The organism is Trichocoleus sp. ST-U2 (assembly GCF_039961875.1).
Lineage (GTDB): Bacteria > Cyanobacteriota > Cyanobacteriia > Cyanobacteriales > FACHB-T130 > FACHB-T130.
Genome location: NZ_JAMPJY010000074.1, coordinates 1 through 17,420 on the forward strand (window position 1 = coordinate 1; position 17,420 = coordinate 17,420).

The 17,420-nt window shown below is 45.5% G+C and carries 16 protein-coding genes and 3 pseudogenes; 11 read left to right on the forward strand and 8 right to left on the reverse strand.

Annotation, left to right across the window (positions count from 1 at the left end; genetic code table 11):
- A pseudogene (locus tag NC996_RS26970) lies at positions 1-116 on the forward strand (IS1 family transposase); the annotation flags it as partial.
- Between the two features lie 122 nt (positions 117-238).
- Here NC996_RS26970 and NC996_RS26975 read toward each other — a convergent pair.
- The 5 genes and pseudogenes from NC996_RS26975 to sufB all read right to left on the reverse strand — a co-directional run bounded on the left by NC996_RS26975 (position 239) and on the right by sufB (position 6,194).
- Positions 239-871, reverse strand: a pseudogene (locus NC996_RS26975) (Uma2 family endonuclease).
- A 170-nt stretch (positions 872-1,041) separates the two neighbouring features.
- A complete protein-coding gene (locus NC996_RS26980) occupies positions 1,042-2,304 on the reverse strand; it encodes a SufS family cysteine desulfurase (protein WP_190688770.1) in 1,263 nt (420 codons plus the stop codon).
- Positions 2,305-2,404: 100 nt separating this feature from the next.
- The gene (sufD, locus tag NC996_RS26985; protein WP_190688773.1) at positions 2,405-3,793 is read right to left on the reverse strand and encodes a Fe-S cluster assembly protein SufD; all 1,389 of its coding nucleotides are present in this window, start codon (positions 3,791-3,793) and stop codon (positions 2,405-2,407) included.
- The gene (gene sufC / locus NC996_RS26990) at positions 3,790-4,581 is read right to left on the reverse strand and encodes a Fe-S cluster assembly ATPase SufC (RefSeq protein ID WP_190412100.1); all 792 of its coding nucleotides are present in this window, start codon (positions 4,579-4,581) and stop codon (positions 3,790-3,792) included. Before sufC ends, sufD begins: the two co-directional genes overlap by 4 nt.
- Positions 4,582-4,754: 173 nt before the next feature.
- Positions 4,755-6,194: a Fe-S cluster assembly protein SufB gene (sufB, locus tag NC996_RS26995; protein ID WP_190412101.1), complete on the reverse strand. Its 1,440-nt coding sequence runs from the start codon at positions 6,192-6,194 to the stop codon at positions 4,755-4,757.
- Between the two features lie 203 nt (positions 6,195-6,397).
- Here sufB and sufR point away from each other — a divergent pair, with 203 nt between their 5' ends.
- From sufR to era, 7 genes are all read left to right on the forward strand, one after another.
- Positions 6,398-7,060 (forward strand): iron-sulfur cluster biosynthesis transcriptional regulator SufR, encoded by a 663-nt coding sequence (gene sufR, locus NC996_RS27000; protein ID WP_190688777.1) that lies wholly within the window; start codon positions 6,398-6,400, stop codon positions 7,058-7,060.
- Positions 7,061-7,072: 12 nt separating this feature from the next.
- On the forward strand, positions 7,073-7,330 hold the full coding sequence (locus tag NC996_RS27005) for a hypothetical protein (RefSeq protein ID WP_190688779.1): 258 nt from the start codon (positions 7,073-7,075) through the stop codon (positions 7,328-7,330).
- A gap of 31 nt (positions 7,331-7,361) precedes the next feature.
- On the forward strand, positions 7,362-7,562 hold the full coding sequence (locus tag NC996_RS27010; RefSeq protein WP_190688791.1) for a type II toxin-antitoxin system HicB family antitoxin: 201 nt from the start codon (positions 7,362-7,364) through the stop codon (positions 7,560-7,562).
- Between the two features lie 111 nt (positions 7,563-7,673).
- Positions 7,674-9,119: a pentapeptide repeat-containing protein gene (locus NC996_RS27015; protein ID WP_242037679.1), complete on the forward strand. Its 1,446-nt coding sequence runs from the start codon at positions 7,674-7,676 to the stop codon at positions 9,117-9,119.
- A gap of 80 nt (positions 9,120-9,199) precedes the next feature.
- On the forward strand, positions 9,200-9,838 hold the full coding sequence (locus NC996_RS27020; protein ID WP_190688783.1) for a histidine phosphatase family protein: 639 nt from the start codon (positions 9,200-9,202) through the stop codon (positions 9,836-9,838).
- 150 nt (positions 9,839-9,988) lie between these two features.
- Entirely contained in the window at positions 9,989-11,113 is a 1,125-nt protein-coding gene (locus tag NC996_RS27025; protein WP_190688785.1) for a succinylglutamate desuccinylase/aspartoacylase family protein, read from the forward strand.
- 23 nt (positions 11,114-11,136) lie between these two features.
- A complete protein-coding gene (gene era, locus NC996_RS27030) occupies positions 11,137-12,126 on the forward strand; it encodes a GTPase Era (RefSeq protein WP_190688797.1) in 990 nt (329 codons plus the stop codon).
- A gap of 114 nt (positions 12,127-12,240) precedes the next feature.
- On the opposite strand, the gene purB is transcribed toward era, so the two are convergent.
- The gene (gene purB, locus NC996_RS27035; protein ID WP_190688800.1) at positions 12,241-13,536 is read right to left on the reverse strand and encodes an adenylosuccinate lyase; all 1,296 of its coding nucleotides are present in this window, start codon (positions 13,534-13,536) and stop codon (positions 12,241-12,243) included.
- Positions 13,537-13,651: 115 nt separating this feature from the next.
- On the opposite strand from purB, the gene NC996_RS27040 reads away from it, so the two are divergent.
- Positions 13,652-14,365 (forward strand): tetratricopeptide repeat protein, encoded by a 714-nt coding sequence (locus tag NC996_RS27040; protein ID WP_190676025.1) that lies wholly within the window; start codon positions 13,652-13,654, stop codon positions 14,363-14,365.
- A gap of 254 nt (positions 14,366-14,619) precedes the next feature.
- On the opposite strand, the gene NC996_RS27045 is transcribed toward NC996_RS27040, so the two are convergent.
- A complete protein-coding gene (locus NC996_RS27045; RefSeq protein ID WP_190688788.1) occupies positions 14,620-15,075 on the reverse strand; it encodes an Appr-1-p processing protein in 456 nt (151 codons plus the stop codon).
- Position 15,076: 1 nt separating this feature from the next.
- Positions 15,077-16,606, reverse strand: coding sequence for a YifB family Mg chelatase-like AAA ATPase (locus tag NC996_RS27050; RefSeq protein WP_190688803.1), 1,530 nt, complete (start codon positions 16,604-16,606; stop codon positions 15,077-15,079).
- A gap of 208 nt (positions 16,607-16,814) precedes the next feature.
- Here NC996_RS27050 and NC996_RS27055 point away from each other — a divergent pair, with 208 nt between their 5' ends.
- Both NC996_RS27055 and NC996_RS27060 read left to right on the forward strand, forming a co-directional pair.
- Positions 16,815-17,165, forward strand: coding sequence for a histidine triad nucleotide-binding protein (locus NC996_RS27055; RefSeq protein ID WP_190667786.1), 351 nt, complete (start codon positions 16,815-16,817; stop codon positions 17,163-17,165).
- 124 nt (positions 17,166-17,289) lie between these two features.
- Positions 17,290-17,420 (forward strand): annotated as a pseudogene (locus tag NC996_RS27060) (photosystem II q(b) protein); the annotation flags it as partial.

The following is a 17,420-nucleotide window of genomic DNA, read 5'->3' on the forward strand; positions in this document are numbered from 1 at the left end:
GACAGCGGGTATCCCGCTTAGTGCGAAAAACCTTGTCTTTTTCAAAGTTGTTAGAAAATCATATCGGTGCCATCTGGTATTTCATCCATCATTACAATGCATCATTACTTGTTTAGCACTACCATTAAGTCTAGATTTGCAAAATGAAATTATTTGAGTTTAGCACTATAACAATGTACGAATTTAAACGGTTTTGGGTTGATGAATATAATAATTTTTAATAAAAATGGCTATTCAACTATAATATCTTCTCCCTCAGCCAAGCTCGAAATAATTTTAACAGCGCAATTTCTCTGATGCTTTTACTTTGCTCAATGAAGCCGTTCATTTCAGGTACCAATATTAGGGGAAAGGCAATACTGAACTCGGATTCAATATATTTGCCTTCTGTTAGCTGATAGAATTTTAAAACTCGCCCGTCATATCTCCAAAGTTCGGGTACAGCCAGCGCTGAGTAGATATCAAACTTGTTAACAGAACTGCTGGTAATATCGATTTAAATTGCTAAATCTGGCGGCGGATCTGTTTCTAAATCGAGTTTCTGCTTCCCTCTGACGGCTGGTTCGTTTTGGATATAGTAACAATTATCTGGTTCTATGCCTCGATTTGCTATTTGTCGTTTCAAAGTAGTAGAACCAGCGCTTTTAATTTCTATTTCTAATTCTTCAGATAAGGCGAAGATTAAGCGGTCAAATTGTATTTTGGGGTTTTCATGTTCAAAAAGCGGGGTCATAAGTTCTAGAGTGCTTCCGTCATAAGCAAACCGCCAGCCTCTATCCTCACATGTTTCTATCGGCAAGACTTCTAAAGTTTCCCAGCTAATGTTGGGTAGCACGGTTCTTTGTTCTGCTGGAATAGAGGTGGTAATCATACTTTAAATTACGCAATTTTCTAGCATTACACTTGTAGGGGTGGTTGAAACCGCAGCTATACAGACAAAACATGCCTACGCAGGTTTCAAAACTTTAAGGTTTTGTAAGTCCGCGCAGGCGGACTTAGTTTGTGTAGCCGCGAATTACATGCGCCAGGGCTTAAGTTGACTTAGCCGAAAATACTGCCAAAAAATTCGACAGCTTCTTTCAAAGATGCGATGAAAACGTCAATTTCTTCGCGGGTGTTGTAGAAATACAAACTCGCCCGTGCAGTAGATTGCACTTTCAGATAGCGGTGTAAAGGTTGGGTGCAGTGGTGTCCGGCACGGATGGCGATGCCAGCTTGATCTAAAATGGTGGATAAGTCGTGAGGGTGGACATCTCCAGCGGTGAACGCAGCGAGTGCGGCTCTACCTTCTCCGGTGCTGGTGGGTTGTGGCCCATAAGTTTTGATTTCTGGGATTTGCTGCAACTGTTGGAAGAGATAAGCTGTTAATTCGGCTTCGTAGGTATGGATATTGTGCATACCAATGGCACTAAGATAATCTACCGCTGCACCGAGCGCGATCGCTTCCCCAATTGATGGCGTTCCGGCTTCAAATTTGTGGGGTAAATCTGCATAAGTAGCATGGTCGAGAAATACATCTGCAATCATCTCCCCACCGCCTAAAAAGGGAGGCATGGAACGCAGCAAATCTAGCTTACCGTAGAGGAAGCCAATCCCAGTCGGAGCGCACATTTTGTGACCGGAGGCGACTAGCCAATCGCAGTCTACGGCTTGCACGTCTAACACCATGTGAGGTGCAGCTTGGCAAGCGTCAATTAAGACTTTGGCACCGTATTTGTGAGCAATTTCGGTTATCGATTTAACTGGGTTAATACATCCCAATGTGTTAGAGACATAAACAGTGCTAACCAGTTTGGTTTTGTCGGAAATTAGAGATTTGAAGTGTTCTAAATCAAAAATTCCGTCTGGTGTTAGTTCTACAAACTTCAGCACCGCGCCTGTTCTTTGCGCCACGAACTGCCAAGGAATTAGATTGCTATGGTGTTCCATTACGGAGAGGATGATTTCATCCCCTCGCTGCAAATTGTTCATTCCCCAACTGTAAGCGATTAAGTTAATCGCTTCGCTAGCGTTGCGGGTGTAGATAATTTCTTGACGCGAAGCAGCATTTACAAAAGCAGCAACTTTGTCTCTAGCACCTTCATAAGCGTCTGTGGCTTTGGCGCTAAGCGTGTGAACGCCCCGGTGTACGTTTGAATTGTACTGCTCATAGTAATCCCGAATGGCGTTTAGCACCGCCAGAGGTTTTTGGGATGTGGCAGCGTTGTCTAGATAAACTAGGGGTTTACCGTTGACTTCTTGGTGCAGAATTGGGAAATGTGCACGGACTTTATCGGCGAGTGTTCTATCTTTGGTAAGAGTCATGGGTAAATAAGGTAATGGGTAATTGATAATTGGTAATTGGTAACTGGTAAAAGTTATTTCTTCAAAATTACATTACTTATTACCGATTACCTATTCCAGACTATTCGAGGGTTCTACAAGCAACACATCGAGAGAGACTTGTTTGCAGAGAAGCGATAGGAATCTGGTTGATAATTTCTATCGCAAAAGCGTCAACTAACAAGTTGTTAGCACTCACTTTGTCTAAACCACGACTTTGCAGGTAAAAGACTTCATCATCATCCAACTGACTTACTGTTGCACCGTGAGTACATTTCACGTTATCGGCAATGATTTCCAGTTGGGGTTTAGTATCGACTCTCGCTTTGGGGGACAACAGCAAGTTCCGATTTAATTGTCCGGCGTCCGTCAATTGTGCTGCTTTGGCAACAAAGACTTTCCCGTTAAATACGGAATGAGCTTTATCAGCCACAATACACTTTTGTAATTGACGAGTTGTGCTGTGGGGATGGTTGAGAATAATGGCGCTGTGAGTATCGCCAATCTGTTCCCCAGAAATCATGGTTAAACCATTGAGGGTAGTTTCAGTTTGTTCGCCCAACTGATAAATTTCTAAGTTGTGGCGGGATATTTTGCCACCCAAACTTACTGCATTGCAAGTGTAGCGGCTGTTGCGAGATTGCGCGATCGCACTCTTGCCAATATGAAACGCTGCGCCACTATCTCGTTGTATCCGGTTGTGGCGAACTTCAGCATTTTCTTCTACCCAAATCTCTGTAACTGTATTGATTAAGTACGGATGAGTTTTATCCGCACACCAGTCGCCGACTGGCAAATAATCTTCTATCAGAGTTACTTGAGAGTTCGGTTCGGCGACGACCAAACAGCGTGGCTGAGAGAGGGTAGGGCGATCGCTAAAAGTAGACAGAAACAGCAAATGAATCGGTGTTTCTACGACCACATTCTTCGCCACCCACACCACAGCAGCATCCGTTAATCCTGCCGTATTCAGGGCGGTGAATACCTCATCAAAACCCTTTTGTTGGGCGAAATAATTATCGATGCGAGTACGATAAGTTATTGGCAGTTGGGCTAAATTTCCGGCAAATATCCCATCTGGCAGATTAGCAACAGATGACAGCGCAGGTGCATAAACACCGTTAACAAAAACGAGACGACTTTCGGCTGCTTCTGCTAAAGTCAATCCTTCAATTGCTGACGGGGGTACATCCGCAGATTTCGCAGCTTGGAAAGACAACTTTAACAAAGGCGAGATGTCTGTGACACGCCACTCTTCATCGCGGGTAGTGGGAAACTTGAGATGAGGTAGCCAGGAAGCAGCGCGATCGCGTAATTCTTGCAACCAGCCGACCATCTCTGGATCGAGTACCTGTAATTCTTGACTGCGAGACAAGTTTAACAACTCAACCAGCTTGGCATCTCGATTAGTCGTAGCAGACTTTAATCCTACTTCTTCTGGATTGGGGATAGAAGTTACTTGAATTGTCATTTTGCACCCACCTCAGCTGCTTCTTCTTCCCTTACCCACTCATAACCGCGAGATTCCAATTCCAACGCCAATTCTTTACCACCACTGGTAATAATTCGTCCGGCTTCCATGACGTGAACGAAATCTGGCACGATGTAATTCAGTAGCCGCTGATAGTGAGTAATCACCAGCATCGCATTCTCTGCATTCGCCAGCTGATTCACACCATCCGCCACAATCTTCAGCGCGTCAATATCTAACCCTGAATCCGTTTCATCCAAAATCGCTAACTTTGGTTCTAGCAGTGCCATTTGCAGAATCTCGTTCCGCTTCTTCTCACCACCAGAAAAACCTTCATTCACACTGCGGCTAAGGAAAGCAGGATTCATCTTTACCACATCCAGCTTTTCATGCACCAACTCATCAAAATCAAAAGCATCCAATTCCTCTAATCCCTCAGCCTTGCGACGGGAATTATAGGCAACTCTGAGGAAATCCACATTACTAACACCAGGAATTTCCAAAGGATATTGAAAAGCCAAAAATATCCCAGCCCTAGCACGTTCTTCTGCTTCCATTTCCAGAAGATTTTGCCCCCGAAAAATCACCTCACCGCCCGTCACCTCATATGCCGGATGCCCAGCCAAAACCTTAGAAAAGGTGCTTTTTCCGGAACCATTCGGCCCCATAATGGCATGGATTTCTCCCGCCTTCACTTCCAGATTCAAACCCTTAAGAATCGGAGTTTCATCAACATTTGCCGTGAGATCCCGAACTGATAGGATCACCTCACTATTTTCAATAATCATCTTTCCTCTCTTCTTCCTCTATGCCCTTAGCGTCTTCGCGGTTTTTTATTCTATTTCAGCCTAAAAATAGGCAATGCCGCCTTACCTTTTTGAGTAAAGAAATTCAACCATAGATAAACACAGATAACACGGATAATTTATCGGCGTTTATCTGTGTTTATCCGTAGTTTCATTTATCCCACACTGCCTTCTAACTTCATGCTCAACAACCTATCAGCTTCTACAGCAAATTCCATCGGCAGCTGATTAAACACATCCTTACAGAAGCCGCTAATCATCATCGAAATAGCATCTTCTGCCGAAATGCCCCGCTGCGAGAAAAAGAACAGCTGTTCTTCCCCAATTTTCGAGGTAGAAGCTTCATGTTCCACTTTTCCGGTGTTATTTTGCACCTGGATATAAGGGAAAGTATTCGCTTGGGCATTATCGCCAATCAGCATTGAGTCGCACTGAGAATAATTTCTCGCGCCCTTTGCCTTGGGGCCAATTTTCACCAAACCGCGATAGCTATTTGCCGACTTACCCGCCGAAATTCCCTTGGAAATAATCGTGCTGCGAGTGTTTTTGCCGATATGCACCATTTTGGTTCCGGTGTCGGCTTGCTGCATATGATTGGTGAGGGCAACGGAGTAAAACTCACCCACGGAATTATCGCCAACTAGCACGCAACTTGGGTATTTCCAGGTAATTGCGGAACCCGTTTCTACCTGCGTCCAAGAAATCTTGGAATTGACTCCCTGACACAGCCCGCGCTTGGTGACAAAGTTGTAAATACCGCCTTTGCCGTTTTCGTCTCCGGGGTACCAGTTTTGTACCGTGGAGTATTTAATTTCAGCGTTGTCGAGGGCAACCAGTTCCACGACAGCCGCGTGCAGCTGGTTGGTGTCAAACATCGGTGCTGTGCAGCCTTCCAGATATGACACAGAACTTCCTTCCTCGGCAATAATTAGCGTGCGCTCAAACTGCCCCGTATCTCCGCTGTTGATGCGGAAGTAGGTGGAGAGTTCCATCGGGCATTTGGTGCCTTTGGGGATGTAGACGAAGGAACCATCGCTGAATACGGCTGAGTTGAGGGCGGCGAAGTAATTATCTGCTACTGGCACAACGCTGCCGAGGTACTTCTGCACCAGTTCGGGGTGTTCCCGCAAAGCTTCGGAGATGGAACAGAAGATCACGCCGTCTTTGGCTAGCTTCTCTTTAAATGTTGTGGCAACTGAAACACTGTCGAAGATGGCATCTACGGCAACGTTAGACAACCGCTTTTGCTCTGAAAGCGAAATCCCTAGCTTCTCGTAGGCTTCTAACAAAGTTGGATCGACTTCATCTAGGCTACCCAGCTTTTTGGGCTTTTGCTTCGGCGCGGAGTAGTAGATGATGTCCTGGTAGTCAATAGCCGGATACTTGACATGAGGCCAAGTTGGTTCTGTCATCTTCAGCCATTGCCGATAGGCTTTGAGGCGAAACTCTAGCATGAACTCCGGTTCTTCTTTCTTGGCGGAGATCAGGCGAACAACGTCCTCACTAAGTCCGCGAGGAATGCTATCTGTTTCAATGTCAGTGACAAAGCCGTATTTATAGGGCTGATTGACTAAGGTTTTAACGCTAGCAGTCATAGATAAAAGTGTTCTCGCGTGTTTGTGTCGGACAAATCTCTCAGGATGGCAGGCTCAGGGCATGGGCGTCCGGAGTAGATCGCCCAGTCAAACTGCAACTACAATAGTAAAACAACAGGCTTGTTGCTTTACTTAATTCTATTTTAAAATACTTTAGCAACATAGATGTTGTCAAAGTCCAGTAGGAATTTTACCGCAAGACGATGGCGATTACTCAGCAGCCTTCCACCAAACATGACATCTTGCAACATTTACTGAAAACAGGTCAAGCCACGGCTCAGGAGCTGGCTGACGCCTTTGAGGTAAGTCCGCAGGCGATTCGGCGTCATCTGAAGGATTTGGAGACAGAAGGGCTGATCGTCCATCAATCGGTGCCTGCGGCGATGGGACGCCCGCAGCACGTCTACGAGCTGAGTCAAGAAGGGCGCGTTAGCGTAGCGGCGCTTTTAGCGCCTCGCTTCCCCAGTCGTTACGGAGAGTTTGCCGTTGATTTCCTAGACACCTTGACAGAAACGCTCGGTTATGAGCAAGCAAGTACCGTGTTGCGAAAGCACTGGGAACGCAAGGCGATGGAATATCAAGTCAGGCTGGGTAAGGGAAATTTGCGCGATCGCGTTGCCAAATTAGTCGAACTCCGCAAAGCTGAAGGCTATATGGCAGAGTGGTATCCTCTGGAGGAAAACGATACTCAATTTATATTGGTAGAACATAACTGTGCCATTTCCCACGTCGCCTCGTCTTTCCCCAGCGTTTGCGGACATGAATTAGAAATGTTTGCTGCTGCTCTGCAAGATTGTAAAGTAGAACGGACGCACTGGATTATTAACGGAGAACATCGCTGCGGCTATTTAATTAAGGAACAGTAACTAAAAATATTTATGACTCAACCACAGCAACCATCAGAACAGTTTTTAACCTACGAAGAAGCGGTTAAGGTAGATTCAGCACTGCTTCAAACTCATGAAAAATTTATAACAAGATTAACCATTTCATCCTTAAGAGTGTTGAAACACATCGCCGAAGAGTACGGTGTTGTTATTGAAGATTTAACACCAGAGCAGATTATCACTTGGTTTGAAGAAGATTCAAAAATTAGGCGCGAGCAGGGAAGCGATGCCGCATTTTTGAAGTGGTGAAAGGCTAAAAAAGGGCAGAAAATTTAACGTAATTATTGAGCCTAGTTCTGAGGGGTACTTTGTTGCTTCCGTGCCAAGTGTTCCTGGTTGCCATACGCAAGCAAAATCCTTAGATGAACTCATGGAAAGCATTCGAGAAGCCATCGAGCTTTATTTAGAAGTCGAGGAAGAAACAGCAGAGTCGCTGGAATTTGTCGGCGTTCAAAGAGTTTTGGTTGAGCAAGGAGTTTAGGACGTTCTTGTGAGCGATCGCTCTTATTAGATAGCCCAATAGTGGTTTAGATATTATAAAGCTTACAAAAATAAGGTTTCCGAACTTGTAGTAAGCTGGAAATTAACGAATATGGCTGACAAAGAACAGGATATAGCGTCTCTGATATCGAAGATTGAACGCCTGGAAAACGAGTTAAATGTTCGGAAGCAAAACATTACTTGGCTTAAACACTATTTTGATGAACTAAAAAAACAATTCGACACTCGCCCTGAGTTACAGCAAATCGCGCAGCTATCTAAGCAAGTCGCTTGTTTGCAACAACGCCAGGAATCGCTGACACCACCAAGAATTGCACCGTCTAGCGAATCGGTGGTAGACACATCTGATAGTTTGGGAAATGCGGATGTTGCTGAGACTGAGCAAGAGGAGAAAATTGATCCATCTCCTCAACAAGAGCGAACAGTCACTGTTTTCAGTGATGAAAAATTCAAAGTAGCAAAAATGACTCTGCTGCTGGGATATTTTGGAGATATGCTGCTAATCGAAGCTTATCTATCCGAAGAAAAGAGTCAAGGAAAGCCTATCAGTGCTGAAGAATTTTTGGAGCGCTATAACGAAGGACAAAGAGATTTTACTGGTATTAACCTAGCTGGAATAAATCTCATCGCTGCTGCTTTGTACGGTAAGGTAGACCTGAGTGCAGCTAATCTCAGTGGAGTTAAATTGAATAGGGCAAACTTGAGGAATGCAAAGTTGATGAATGCAGACCTTAGTAATGCCAATCTGAGTAATGCAGACCTGTTTGAGGTCAATCTTGAAGGGGCAAACCTTCAGGGCGTCGAGCTTCAGCAAGCACTTTATAATGCAGCGACTGTCTTCCCGATAGGTTTTGATCCTGTTAAAGCAGGTGCTTACTTAATTGCTCCTAGCGTGCCGCTGCAAAGTGCTAACTTGGCTGGTACTAACCTGAATCAAGTAAACCTAACTGGTGCGAATCTCCACCGCGCAAACCTAAATACAATTAGCCTGAATGGTGCCGATTTGAGTACAGCTAACTTGACAGGGGCAAACCTAACTAAGGCAAATTTGAGTAGTGCAAAACTCCTTCAGGCAAATTTGAGTGGAGCTAACTTAAGTGAGGCAAATTTAAATGGAGCCAACCTAACAGCGGCAAGCTTAACGACAGTAAACCTAACGGCAGCAAACCTAATTGGAGCAAACTTAACAGCGGCAGATATGCGTGATGTGAATCTAAAAAACGCACAAATTTCAGACCGCACAAACTTCAGTGGCGCTAATTTAGCTGGGGCAAATCTGCTTGGGTTAACACTTCTGGCAAATTTGAATGGGGCAAATTTGGAAAGGGCAAACCTGTGTGGGGTTAACCTCAGTTGGGGAAAATTGAGTGGGGCTAATCTTAATTTAGCAGACCTGCGTGGGGCAAATTTGGAAGGGGCAAATCTGGAAAAGGCAAACCTGAAAGGAGCCAATATAAATGGGGTAATTCTGGGACAAGGAGATCGCAAGGCAAAGCTCAGCGGCGCAATTATGCCTGATGGTACTACTCACGAATAGACTTTGCTAAGGTGCGCCTAAAAACATCGTTCTACCAAAGGTGGTTGTATCCTTAACTCAGATAATCGGAGAAAACTACCTTGAGTCTAAAGCTTTATTTCCTCCGCCACGGACAGACAGACCGCAGCCGAGATAATGTTTTCTGTGGTTCCATAGATCCAGATTTGACGCCAGATGGACTAGAGATGGCAAAAGCTTTTGCTGTTACCTATCGTTCCCTACCTTGGAATGCTATTTTTTGTAGTCCAATGCGGCGTACCGTAGCAACTGCAAAACCGCTGTGTGAAGCTGTGGGGATGCAGATGGAATTGCGGGACGGTTTGAAAGAGATTAACTATGGTAAGTGGGAAGGAAAAACTATAGAAACCGTTGACCGGGAGTATCACGATGATTATATTCGCTGGACTGCCGATCCTGCTTGGTATCCGCCGACTGAGGGAGAATTAGCAGTAGCGATCGCTCACCGTTCGTTACAAGTGATTGAAGAAATCAAGCAGCGGTTTAACAACGGCAATGTTTTGATTGTTGCACACAAAGCGACTATCCGAATTATGCTGTGTAGCTTGCTGGGAATTGATGTCGGACGCTTTCGTTTTCGCTTGGGATGTCCGGTGGGTTCGGTCAGTATAGTGGAGTTTGGCGCTCATGGGCCATTACTTCATGCTTTAAGCGATCGCATTCATTTGGATGAGCGTTTGCGTACCTTACCCGGTACATGATTTATTTGTAAGTTACCTAGTGATTAGAAATCACGGCTATACAAACAAAGTCTGCTTTCGCAGATAACATTAAAACCTGCGGAGGCGGGTTTCGTCTGTGTAGCCGCGAATTTCATTCGCCAAGGTATATTAATGTAAGATAATTTCTCCATGATTCCTACTATTTCTACAGTACCAATTCAACAATTAGCTTCAGGCGATCGCCTCTCGATTCAAGTTTATAAATTTATCGGTGCTAACCCTGGTAAAAAAACATATTTACAAGCCAATCTGCACGGTGCAGAGATTGTTGGCAATGCTGTCATTCACCAGCTAATCGAGTTTTTGATTAGTATCAATGATACCCAGCTTAACGGTGAAATTTGGCTAGTTCCTGTTTGCAATCCCATCAGTACCAATCAGCGGACTCATTATTTTTCCACAGGTCGATACAATCCCAGCGATGGCAAAGACTGGAATCGCATCTTTTGGGACTATGAAAAGGAATGTGAAGATTTAGAAGACTTTGCAAAATATCACATCAATCTTGAGGTTGATGCTATACAGGACGAATATTTTAAGCGTATTAAAACAATTTTTGATAAGCTTTTAGAAAAACTCAATTCTCCCAGTGGATCGCCTTTTAATGAACGATACCGCTATCAATTACAATCTTTGTGTCTAGATGCCGATTATGTAATCGATATCCATAGCTCGTCTAATCAAGCAATAGATTACTTATATGGCTTCCACCGTAGGGAAGAAAGTGCCAAGTATTTTTTACTTGAGCATGAAATTTTACTGAATGAATATGATGGAGATGCTTTTGATGAAGCTTTCCTAAAGCCTTGGTTAGCCTTAGAAAATCAGCTCGAAACTCTAGGAAAACCGATAGTCTTTGATAAAGAATCTTGGACGCTAGAACTGGGTTCGGGAATGCAAATGAATCCAGAATCAGTGGGGAAAGGAGTCCAAGGCATCAAAAATTACTTAGCCCAGAAAGACATTTTATCGATTCCTGATTTTCCTTTACCGCAAACGGCATCCCACAAAGTAACTTTTGTTTCAAAAAGCACCCTAAAAAAATATTATGCGCCTAGGGGAGGAATGATCCAATCGAGAGTCAAACTAGGTGCTTCAATCGAGGCTGGGGAAAGGCTTTATCAAATTATTAGCTTTAATAAAGAGGAATTACCAAAATTAATTGATGTTTGTGCGGAGAACGCTGGTTTAGTCTTTGATATTGCGACGAATCACGCAGTTAACGAAGGAGAGTATGTATTATCAGTGATGTAGGGGTTTTTAAAAACGCAAACATGATGGAAGATGGGACGACGACAAACGCAGCAGTTAATAAAGGCGAGGGAAATATCCTAGACGAGTCAGGAATTTTCAGCATTCCGAAAGCCCCGGAAGGATATAAATCGGGCTTCATTGGGATTATTGGACGCCCTAATGTGGGTAAGTCTACATTGATGAACTACATGGTGGGGCAAAAAATTGCCATCACTTCGCCAGTGGCGCAGACGACACGCAACCGACTCCGGGGTATCGTGACGACGCCAGAGGCACAAATGATTTTTGTCGATACCCCAGGAATTCATAAACCGCACCACCAGTTAGGAGAGGTGTTGGTGAAAAATGCCCAGATTGCGATTGAGTCGGTGGATTTGGTGCTGTTTGTGGTGGATGGAGCGGTAGACTCTGGAGGAGGCGATCGCTATATTGTCGATATTCTTAGCCGCACCAAGACGCCAGTGATGTTGGGGATGAACAAAATCGACCTGCGAACCTCAGATTCCCAACAAATTGATGAGAGTTATACGCAGTTAGCTGAACCCTACAACTGGCCGATTGTGAAGTTCTCAGCCCTCACCGGAGAGGGAGTGGAGGCGTTGCAGCAACTACTCAGCGATCGCCTAGAACCAGGGCCATACTATTATCCTCCTGATTATGTTACCGACCAGCCGGAACGCTTCATCATGGGGGAACTGATTCGAGAACAAATTTTGCTGCTAACCCGCGAAGAAGTTCCCCACTCAGTCGCCGTTACGATTGACATGGTGGAGGAAGAACCAACGATTACTCGCCTTCTGGCGACTATCTACGTTGAACGCGACTCGCAAAAGGGGATTTTGATTGGCAAAGGCGGAACGATGCTCAAAGCGATTGGTAGTGCCGCCCGAGAACAAATCCAAAAGTTAATTGCGGGGAAAGTTTATCTGGAGTTATTTGTGAAAGTGCAGCCGAAATGGCGGCAGTCTCGACTACATTTAGCAGATTTGGGGTACAGGGTGGAACGGGAATAAACCGCGAAGGCGCGAAGGACACAAAGGAAGAAAAAGAAGCGTTTTCTTCTCTTTCTTCCTTCGCGCTCTATAGCGCTAACGCGCATGGCTTTGCTAGCGCATCTTGGCGGTTCCTCAAATCCCCAAACGTTGATAAATCTCGTCTAAATGCTGCAAATGATGCTGGGGAGCGAAACACGCCTCAACTTCTTCTGAAGAAAGATGCTGTGTAACGCGGCTGTCTTTAGCAATCAAATCGTGGAAATCGCCATCGGTTTTATTCCACGCTTGATGAGCGCAAGACTGCACCGTTGCATAGGCGTCCTCGCGGCTCATTCCTTTTTCTACCAGCGTGAGCATGACTCGCTGGCTAAAGACGACACCGCCGTAGCAATTCATATTCCGCTCCATGTTTTCGGGATAAACCAGTAGGTTTTTCACCAAATCGGTTATTTCCGCTAACATGAAGTGCGTTATCGTGCAGGAATCAGGCAGGATCATCCGTTCCACGGAACTGTGAGAGATGTCCCGTTCGTGCCAAAGGGCGACATTTTCCAAAGCTGCAACAGCGTGACCCCGGACAACTCGTGCCATCCCTGTCAGTCGCTCCGAACGAATCGGGTTGCGCTTGTGCGGCATCGCAGAGGAGCCTTTTTGTCCTTTAGAGAAGAATTCTTCAACTTCTAGGACATCTGTGCGTTGCAAGTTGCGAATTTCGACGGCAAATCGCTCAATTGAGGCAGCCACTAAAGCCAAAGTTTGTACAAAATCGGCATGGCGATCGCGCGAAATTACCTGCGTCGATGCTGTATCCGGTTCAAGCCCCAGTTTTTGGCAAGCGATCGCTTCAACTCTCGGCTCAATATTGGCGTAGGTTCCTACTGCACCGGAAATCTTGCCAACAGCAATTTCTTTGCGAAGACGCTGAAGGCGATCGCGCGATCGCAATACTTCTGCCAACCATCCCGCTAGCTTAAAGCCAAATGTAATCGGTTCCGCATGAATGCCGTGCGATCGCCCAATCATCACCGTATTCTTATGCTGCTGTGCTTGAGTGCGAATTGCTGCAATCAAATCTTCCACCCCTGCCAGCAACACATCCAAGCTGGCTACCAGTTGCAGCGCCAAAGCTGTATCCAGCACATCCGAACTGGTTAATCCCAGGTGAATATAGCGCCCCGCGTCGCCTACATATTCATTGACGTTTGTCAAGAACGCGATCATATCGTGGCGGACTTCAGCCTCAATTTCTAGCACCCGCTTCGGGTCAAAATTAGCCTTCGCCTTAATTTCCTCTACCGCCTGGGTTGGAATATAACCCAGTTCAGCTTGGGCTTCACAGACTGCAATTTCAACCTGGAGCCACGTCTTCAGTTTATAGGTGTCAGTCCACAGGTTGCCCATCTCAGGCAACGTATAACGCTCGATCACAGCAAGTGTCGCAGAATACAACCGTTTTATTGTACAACTGACGGTCAGATATGCCGCGACTCAAAAAATGCTTCTTGTCGAAAAATCCCTAATTTGATTTATTAAGGAGTTAAGGATGACTTGTAATTTTCTCAATTTGAATTCTTTATCTGTCTTTTTAGTCACCTCGGTAACAGTAACAGCAATTATCAGTACTGCACCTTTAGTAGCGATCGCCGATCCATCAGAAAATTACCAGACTCAGGGTAGCAATTCTAACAAGGCGATTTCGCACTACGCACGAGGGATTGCTCTTTATGACAAAGGAGATAAGCAAGAAGCCATTGAGGAGTTTAACCAGGCACTTCAGCTTAATCCTAATTATGTTGCAGCTTACTTATATCGAGGTAAGTCCCGCCAGGATTTAAAAGATTATCAGCAAGCAATTGAGGATTACAACCAAGTAATTCAGCGCAACCCTAATTATGTTTTAGCTTACTTAGAGCGAGGTACTTCCCGTACATTTCTGAGAGACTATCAGGGAGCAGCAGAAGACTATAGTCAGGCAATCCGCCTTTCCCCAATGAATTTCTTTGCCTACGATTATCGAGGATTGGCTCAGCAACGGGTTGGAAATTATCAAGAATCAATCAAAGACTTCGATCGAGCTATCGAAATTAATCCTGATTATGCCTACGGTTATTACGACCGAGGAATTTCTCACCGCAGTTTAGGAGACAAGAAAAAGGCATTTGAGGATTTTCAAAAAGCTGCTAACTTGTTTCAGAGGCAAGGAAATAAAGAACAGTATCAAAACCTGCTGGAAGAAATTAAGAAACTAAGATTGTAATGCATATTTTGTGCCTTTTTCAGGGCAAAAACTCATCTTAATTACTGCATTCTATCGAATATGCAATACTAAATTGCTTCGGCAACATAATGGGTCTTGAGGTCTTCATCTCCGTTGAAATGGCAAAATTAAGGTTAATTCAAAAAAATGCGATTGCTAACCTCCCTTTACCACTACTTCTTTATCTATAAATCTGTTCGTTCGTGCTGGTAATCGTCGCGCACAAATCACTTCATTGTTAACAGAAACAATCTCTAGCCCTCTTCTGGCTTGCGACAGATGATGGCATGAGGACACTCCTGTTCGATGATGGCTTGGACAAGGTTCCAATCTCCACCTGCAAGCCCACAGGACATACCATAAGGGATATAAACCGGAAGATTATTTTCGGTTGACCAATCATTGATTTGCTTCAGTCCTGTCCGCACCGCTTCATAGTCGGTGTAGATAATACCTTGAGCAGGCTTAGCACGACCATAATTCCACTGCCCTGCCAAGTTGCAAACGTATAAGGGTGCATCTGTAACCTTGACAAATTGCACCATTCCCAACTGCCATTGACCCTTATACTTGCGATATTCTTCGTAGACAATAGGCCAGCGATCGCGAATTTGTAGAGCCAAACCTGCTCCCATGCGTCCCTGACAATTCACCTGATGGCAGATGACGCCACGCTCGACTTCAAGAATGTCTTGACTTATTGTTTCCATATCACTGCATTCTATCTATCGTGCGATACTGAATTGCTTCGGCAACGTGGTGGGTTTTCAGCTCTTCATCCCCAGCTAAATCGGCAATGGTACGCGATACTTTTAAGATGCGATCGCTTGCTCTTGCGGATAAACCTAATTTCCGAATGGCGGCTTCTAATAAGTGGCGAGAAGCATCATCCAGTTGACACCATTGCCGCAGATGACCACTTTGCATCTGAGCATTGCAACGCACAGATGAATCGTCTTTAAATCGAGTATGAGCGCGATCGCGTGCTGTTTCTACTCGTTCCCTGACAGGTGCCGACTCTTCCCCAGTCGGTTGTTGCGTAATTTCCTCTGGCTTGAGGCGATTCACTGCAACTTGCAAATCGATCCGATCCATCAAAGGGCCAGAAAGCTTTGCCCAGTATTGTTCTCGCTGTCGAGGGGAACAGGTGCAAGCTTGAATCGTATCGCCAAAGTAACCGCACGGACAGGGATTGGTACTAGCAACTAAAGTAAACTGAGCCGGAAACATGACCGATTGGCGAGTGCGGGAGATAGTGACAAAACCATCTTCAAGCGGCTGACGCAAGAATTCCAGCACATCTCGCTTAAATTCTGTAAGTTCGTCCAGAAATAAAACGCCCCGATGCGCTAAAGATATTTCTCCCGGACGCGGAAAACTACCGCCACCAACCAGGGAGGGGCCAGAAGCGGAGTGGTGAGGACTGCGGTAAGGGCGATCGCTTACTAGCGATCCTCTATTCTTAAGTAACCCTGCAACTGAGTGGATTTGAGTCACTTCGAGGGCTTCGTCAAAGCTTAACGGCGGTAATATCCCCGGTAAGCGCCGCGCTAGCATCGTCTTCCCACTTCCCGGTGGTCCGACAAACACTAAGTTATGTCCACCAGCCGCCGCAATTTCTAGGGCACGACGGGCAAAGCTCTGTCCTTTTACATCCTTTAAGTCTGCACTGCTGAAGTGGGTTTTAGCTAACTCCTCTCTACCATCCACCTGCACTGGCGAATAACGCTCTGGCTCATTTAGGAAATCAGCCACTTGAGACAGATTTTTGAAACCGTAGACTGCTAGACCTTTGACAACAGCTGCTTCCCGCGCATTATTAGCTGGAACGACTAAACCTGCGATTCCCATCCGTTGGGCAGCGGCGGCAATTGGCAGCACACCAGCAACCGGACGCAGACTCCCATCTAGGGAAACTTCCCCTAAGAATAAATAATCTCCTAACAACTGGGCACTCACCTGTTCAGATGCCGCCATGATGCCCACACTGATAGGCAAATCAAAGCTGGGGCCTTCCTTTCGTAAATCCGCCGGTGTCAGATTTATCACAATTTTTTTCATCGGAAAGGCATAACCAGCGTTCTTCAGTGCCGCCTTCACCCTCTCCTTCGACTCCTGAACTGCGGTGTCGGGCAATCCCACCAGCACAATTCCTGGCAATCCTCCCGATACATCGACTTCAACCCCCACCTTCACCGCATCGATACCGACGATAGATGCACTCCAAACCCTAGCCAACATGGCAATCTCGCCCCACTTTTGTTTGATAATGCTGTTGATGTTCGCCCTAATCCAAACCCGGTTTCTGAATGAAAACGGGTTTGTCACAAGTTTTATGAGAAGCCAACCAACAGAATCTTTTATTAGAGTTCCCGCGATCGCGCTTAGCTTTATCGTTCGGGCTTAAAATGGCTGCAAGCACAGCTAATCACCGAAATAACCAAGCAACATGAGTGAAACGACAGGAACCATCTTCAGCAAGATAATCCGCCGCGAAATCCCCGCAGACATTGTGTATGAGGACGATCTGGCACTTGCCTTTAAAGATATTCAACCCCAAGCCCCCATTCACATCCTCGTGATTCCCAAGCAGCCGATTCCTCAGCTTGCCGATGCCGATTCTCAGGATCGCGACCTCCTGGGTCACTTGTTACTGATTGTTAAGAATGTTGCAGAAAAAGCCGGACTCGACAACGGCTACCGCGTTGTCATTAACACCGGCTCGGATGGGGGGCAAACCGTACCCCATCTACATTTGCACATTCTGGGCGGACGCCAGATGAAATGGCCTCCAGGCTGAATCAGGAAGCCGAAAAAATTTTTGTTGAAAAAGCTTTACAAAACTCAATAGATGAGTTAATCTTGAAAACAAGGTAGAGAAATTACTACCTCGAACCTAGAAAATTCAAAGCAATCATAAAAACATGACCACAACCTTACAAAGACGCGAAAGCGCCAACGTATGGCAACGGTTCTGCGATTGGGTCACATCAACCGACAACCGCCTGTATGTAGGCTGGTTTGGCGTCCTGATGATCCCAACCCTACTGTCCGC

Coding starts and splice junctions, on each gene's coding strand:
- NC996_RS26980 (WP_190688770.1), bottom strand. CDS start 2,304: ATGACTCTTACCAAAGATAGAACACTCGCCGATAAAGTCCGTGCACAT.
- sufD (WP_190688773.1), bottom strand. CDS start 3,793: ATGACAATTCAAGTAACTTCTATCCCCAATCCAGAAGAAGTAGGATTA.
- sufC (WP_190412100.1), bottom strand. CDS start 4,581: ATGATTATTGAAAATAGTGAGGTGATCCTATCAGTTCGGGATCTCACG.
- sufB (WP_190412101.1), bottom strand. CDS start 6,194: ATGACTGCTAGCGTTAAAACCTTAGTCAATCAGCCCTATAAATACGGC.
- sufR (WP_190688777.1), top strand. CDS start 6,398: ATGGCGATTACTCAGCAGCCTTCCACCAAACATGACATCTTGCAACAT.
- NC996_RS27005 (WP_190688779.1), top strand. CDS start 7,073: ATGACTCAACCACAGCAACCATCAGAACAGTTTTTAACCTACGAAGAA.
- NC996_RS27015 (WP_242037679.1), top strand. CDS start 7,674: ATGGCTGACAAAGAACAGGATATAGCGTCTCTGATATCGAAGATTGAA.
- NC996_RS27025 (WP_190688785.1), top strand. CDS start 9,989: ATGATTCCTACTATTTCTACAGTACCAATTCAACAATTAGCTTCAGGC.
- era (WP_190688797.1), top strand. CDS start 11,137: ATGGAAGATGGGACGACGACAAACGCAGCAGTTAATAAAGGCGAGGGA.
- NC996_RS27040 (WP_190676025.1), top strand. CDS start 13,652: ATGACTTGTAATTTTCTCAATTTGAATTCTTTATCTGTCTTTTTAGTC.
- NC996_RS27045 (WP_190688788.1), bottom strand. CDS start 15,075: ATGGAAACAATAAGTCAAGACATTCTTGAAGTCGAGCGTGGCGTCATC.
- NC996_RS27050 (WP_190688803.1), bottom strand. CDS start 16,606: ATGTTGGCTAGGGTTTGGAGTGCATCTATCGTCGGTATCGATGCGGTG.
- NC996_RS27055 (WP_190667786.1), top strand. CDS start 16,815: ATGAGTGAAACGACAGGAACCATCTTCAGCAAGATAATCCGCCGCGAA.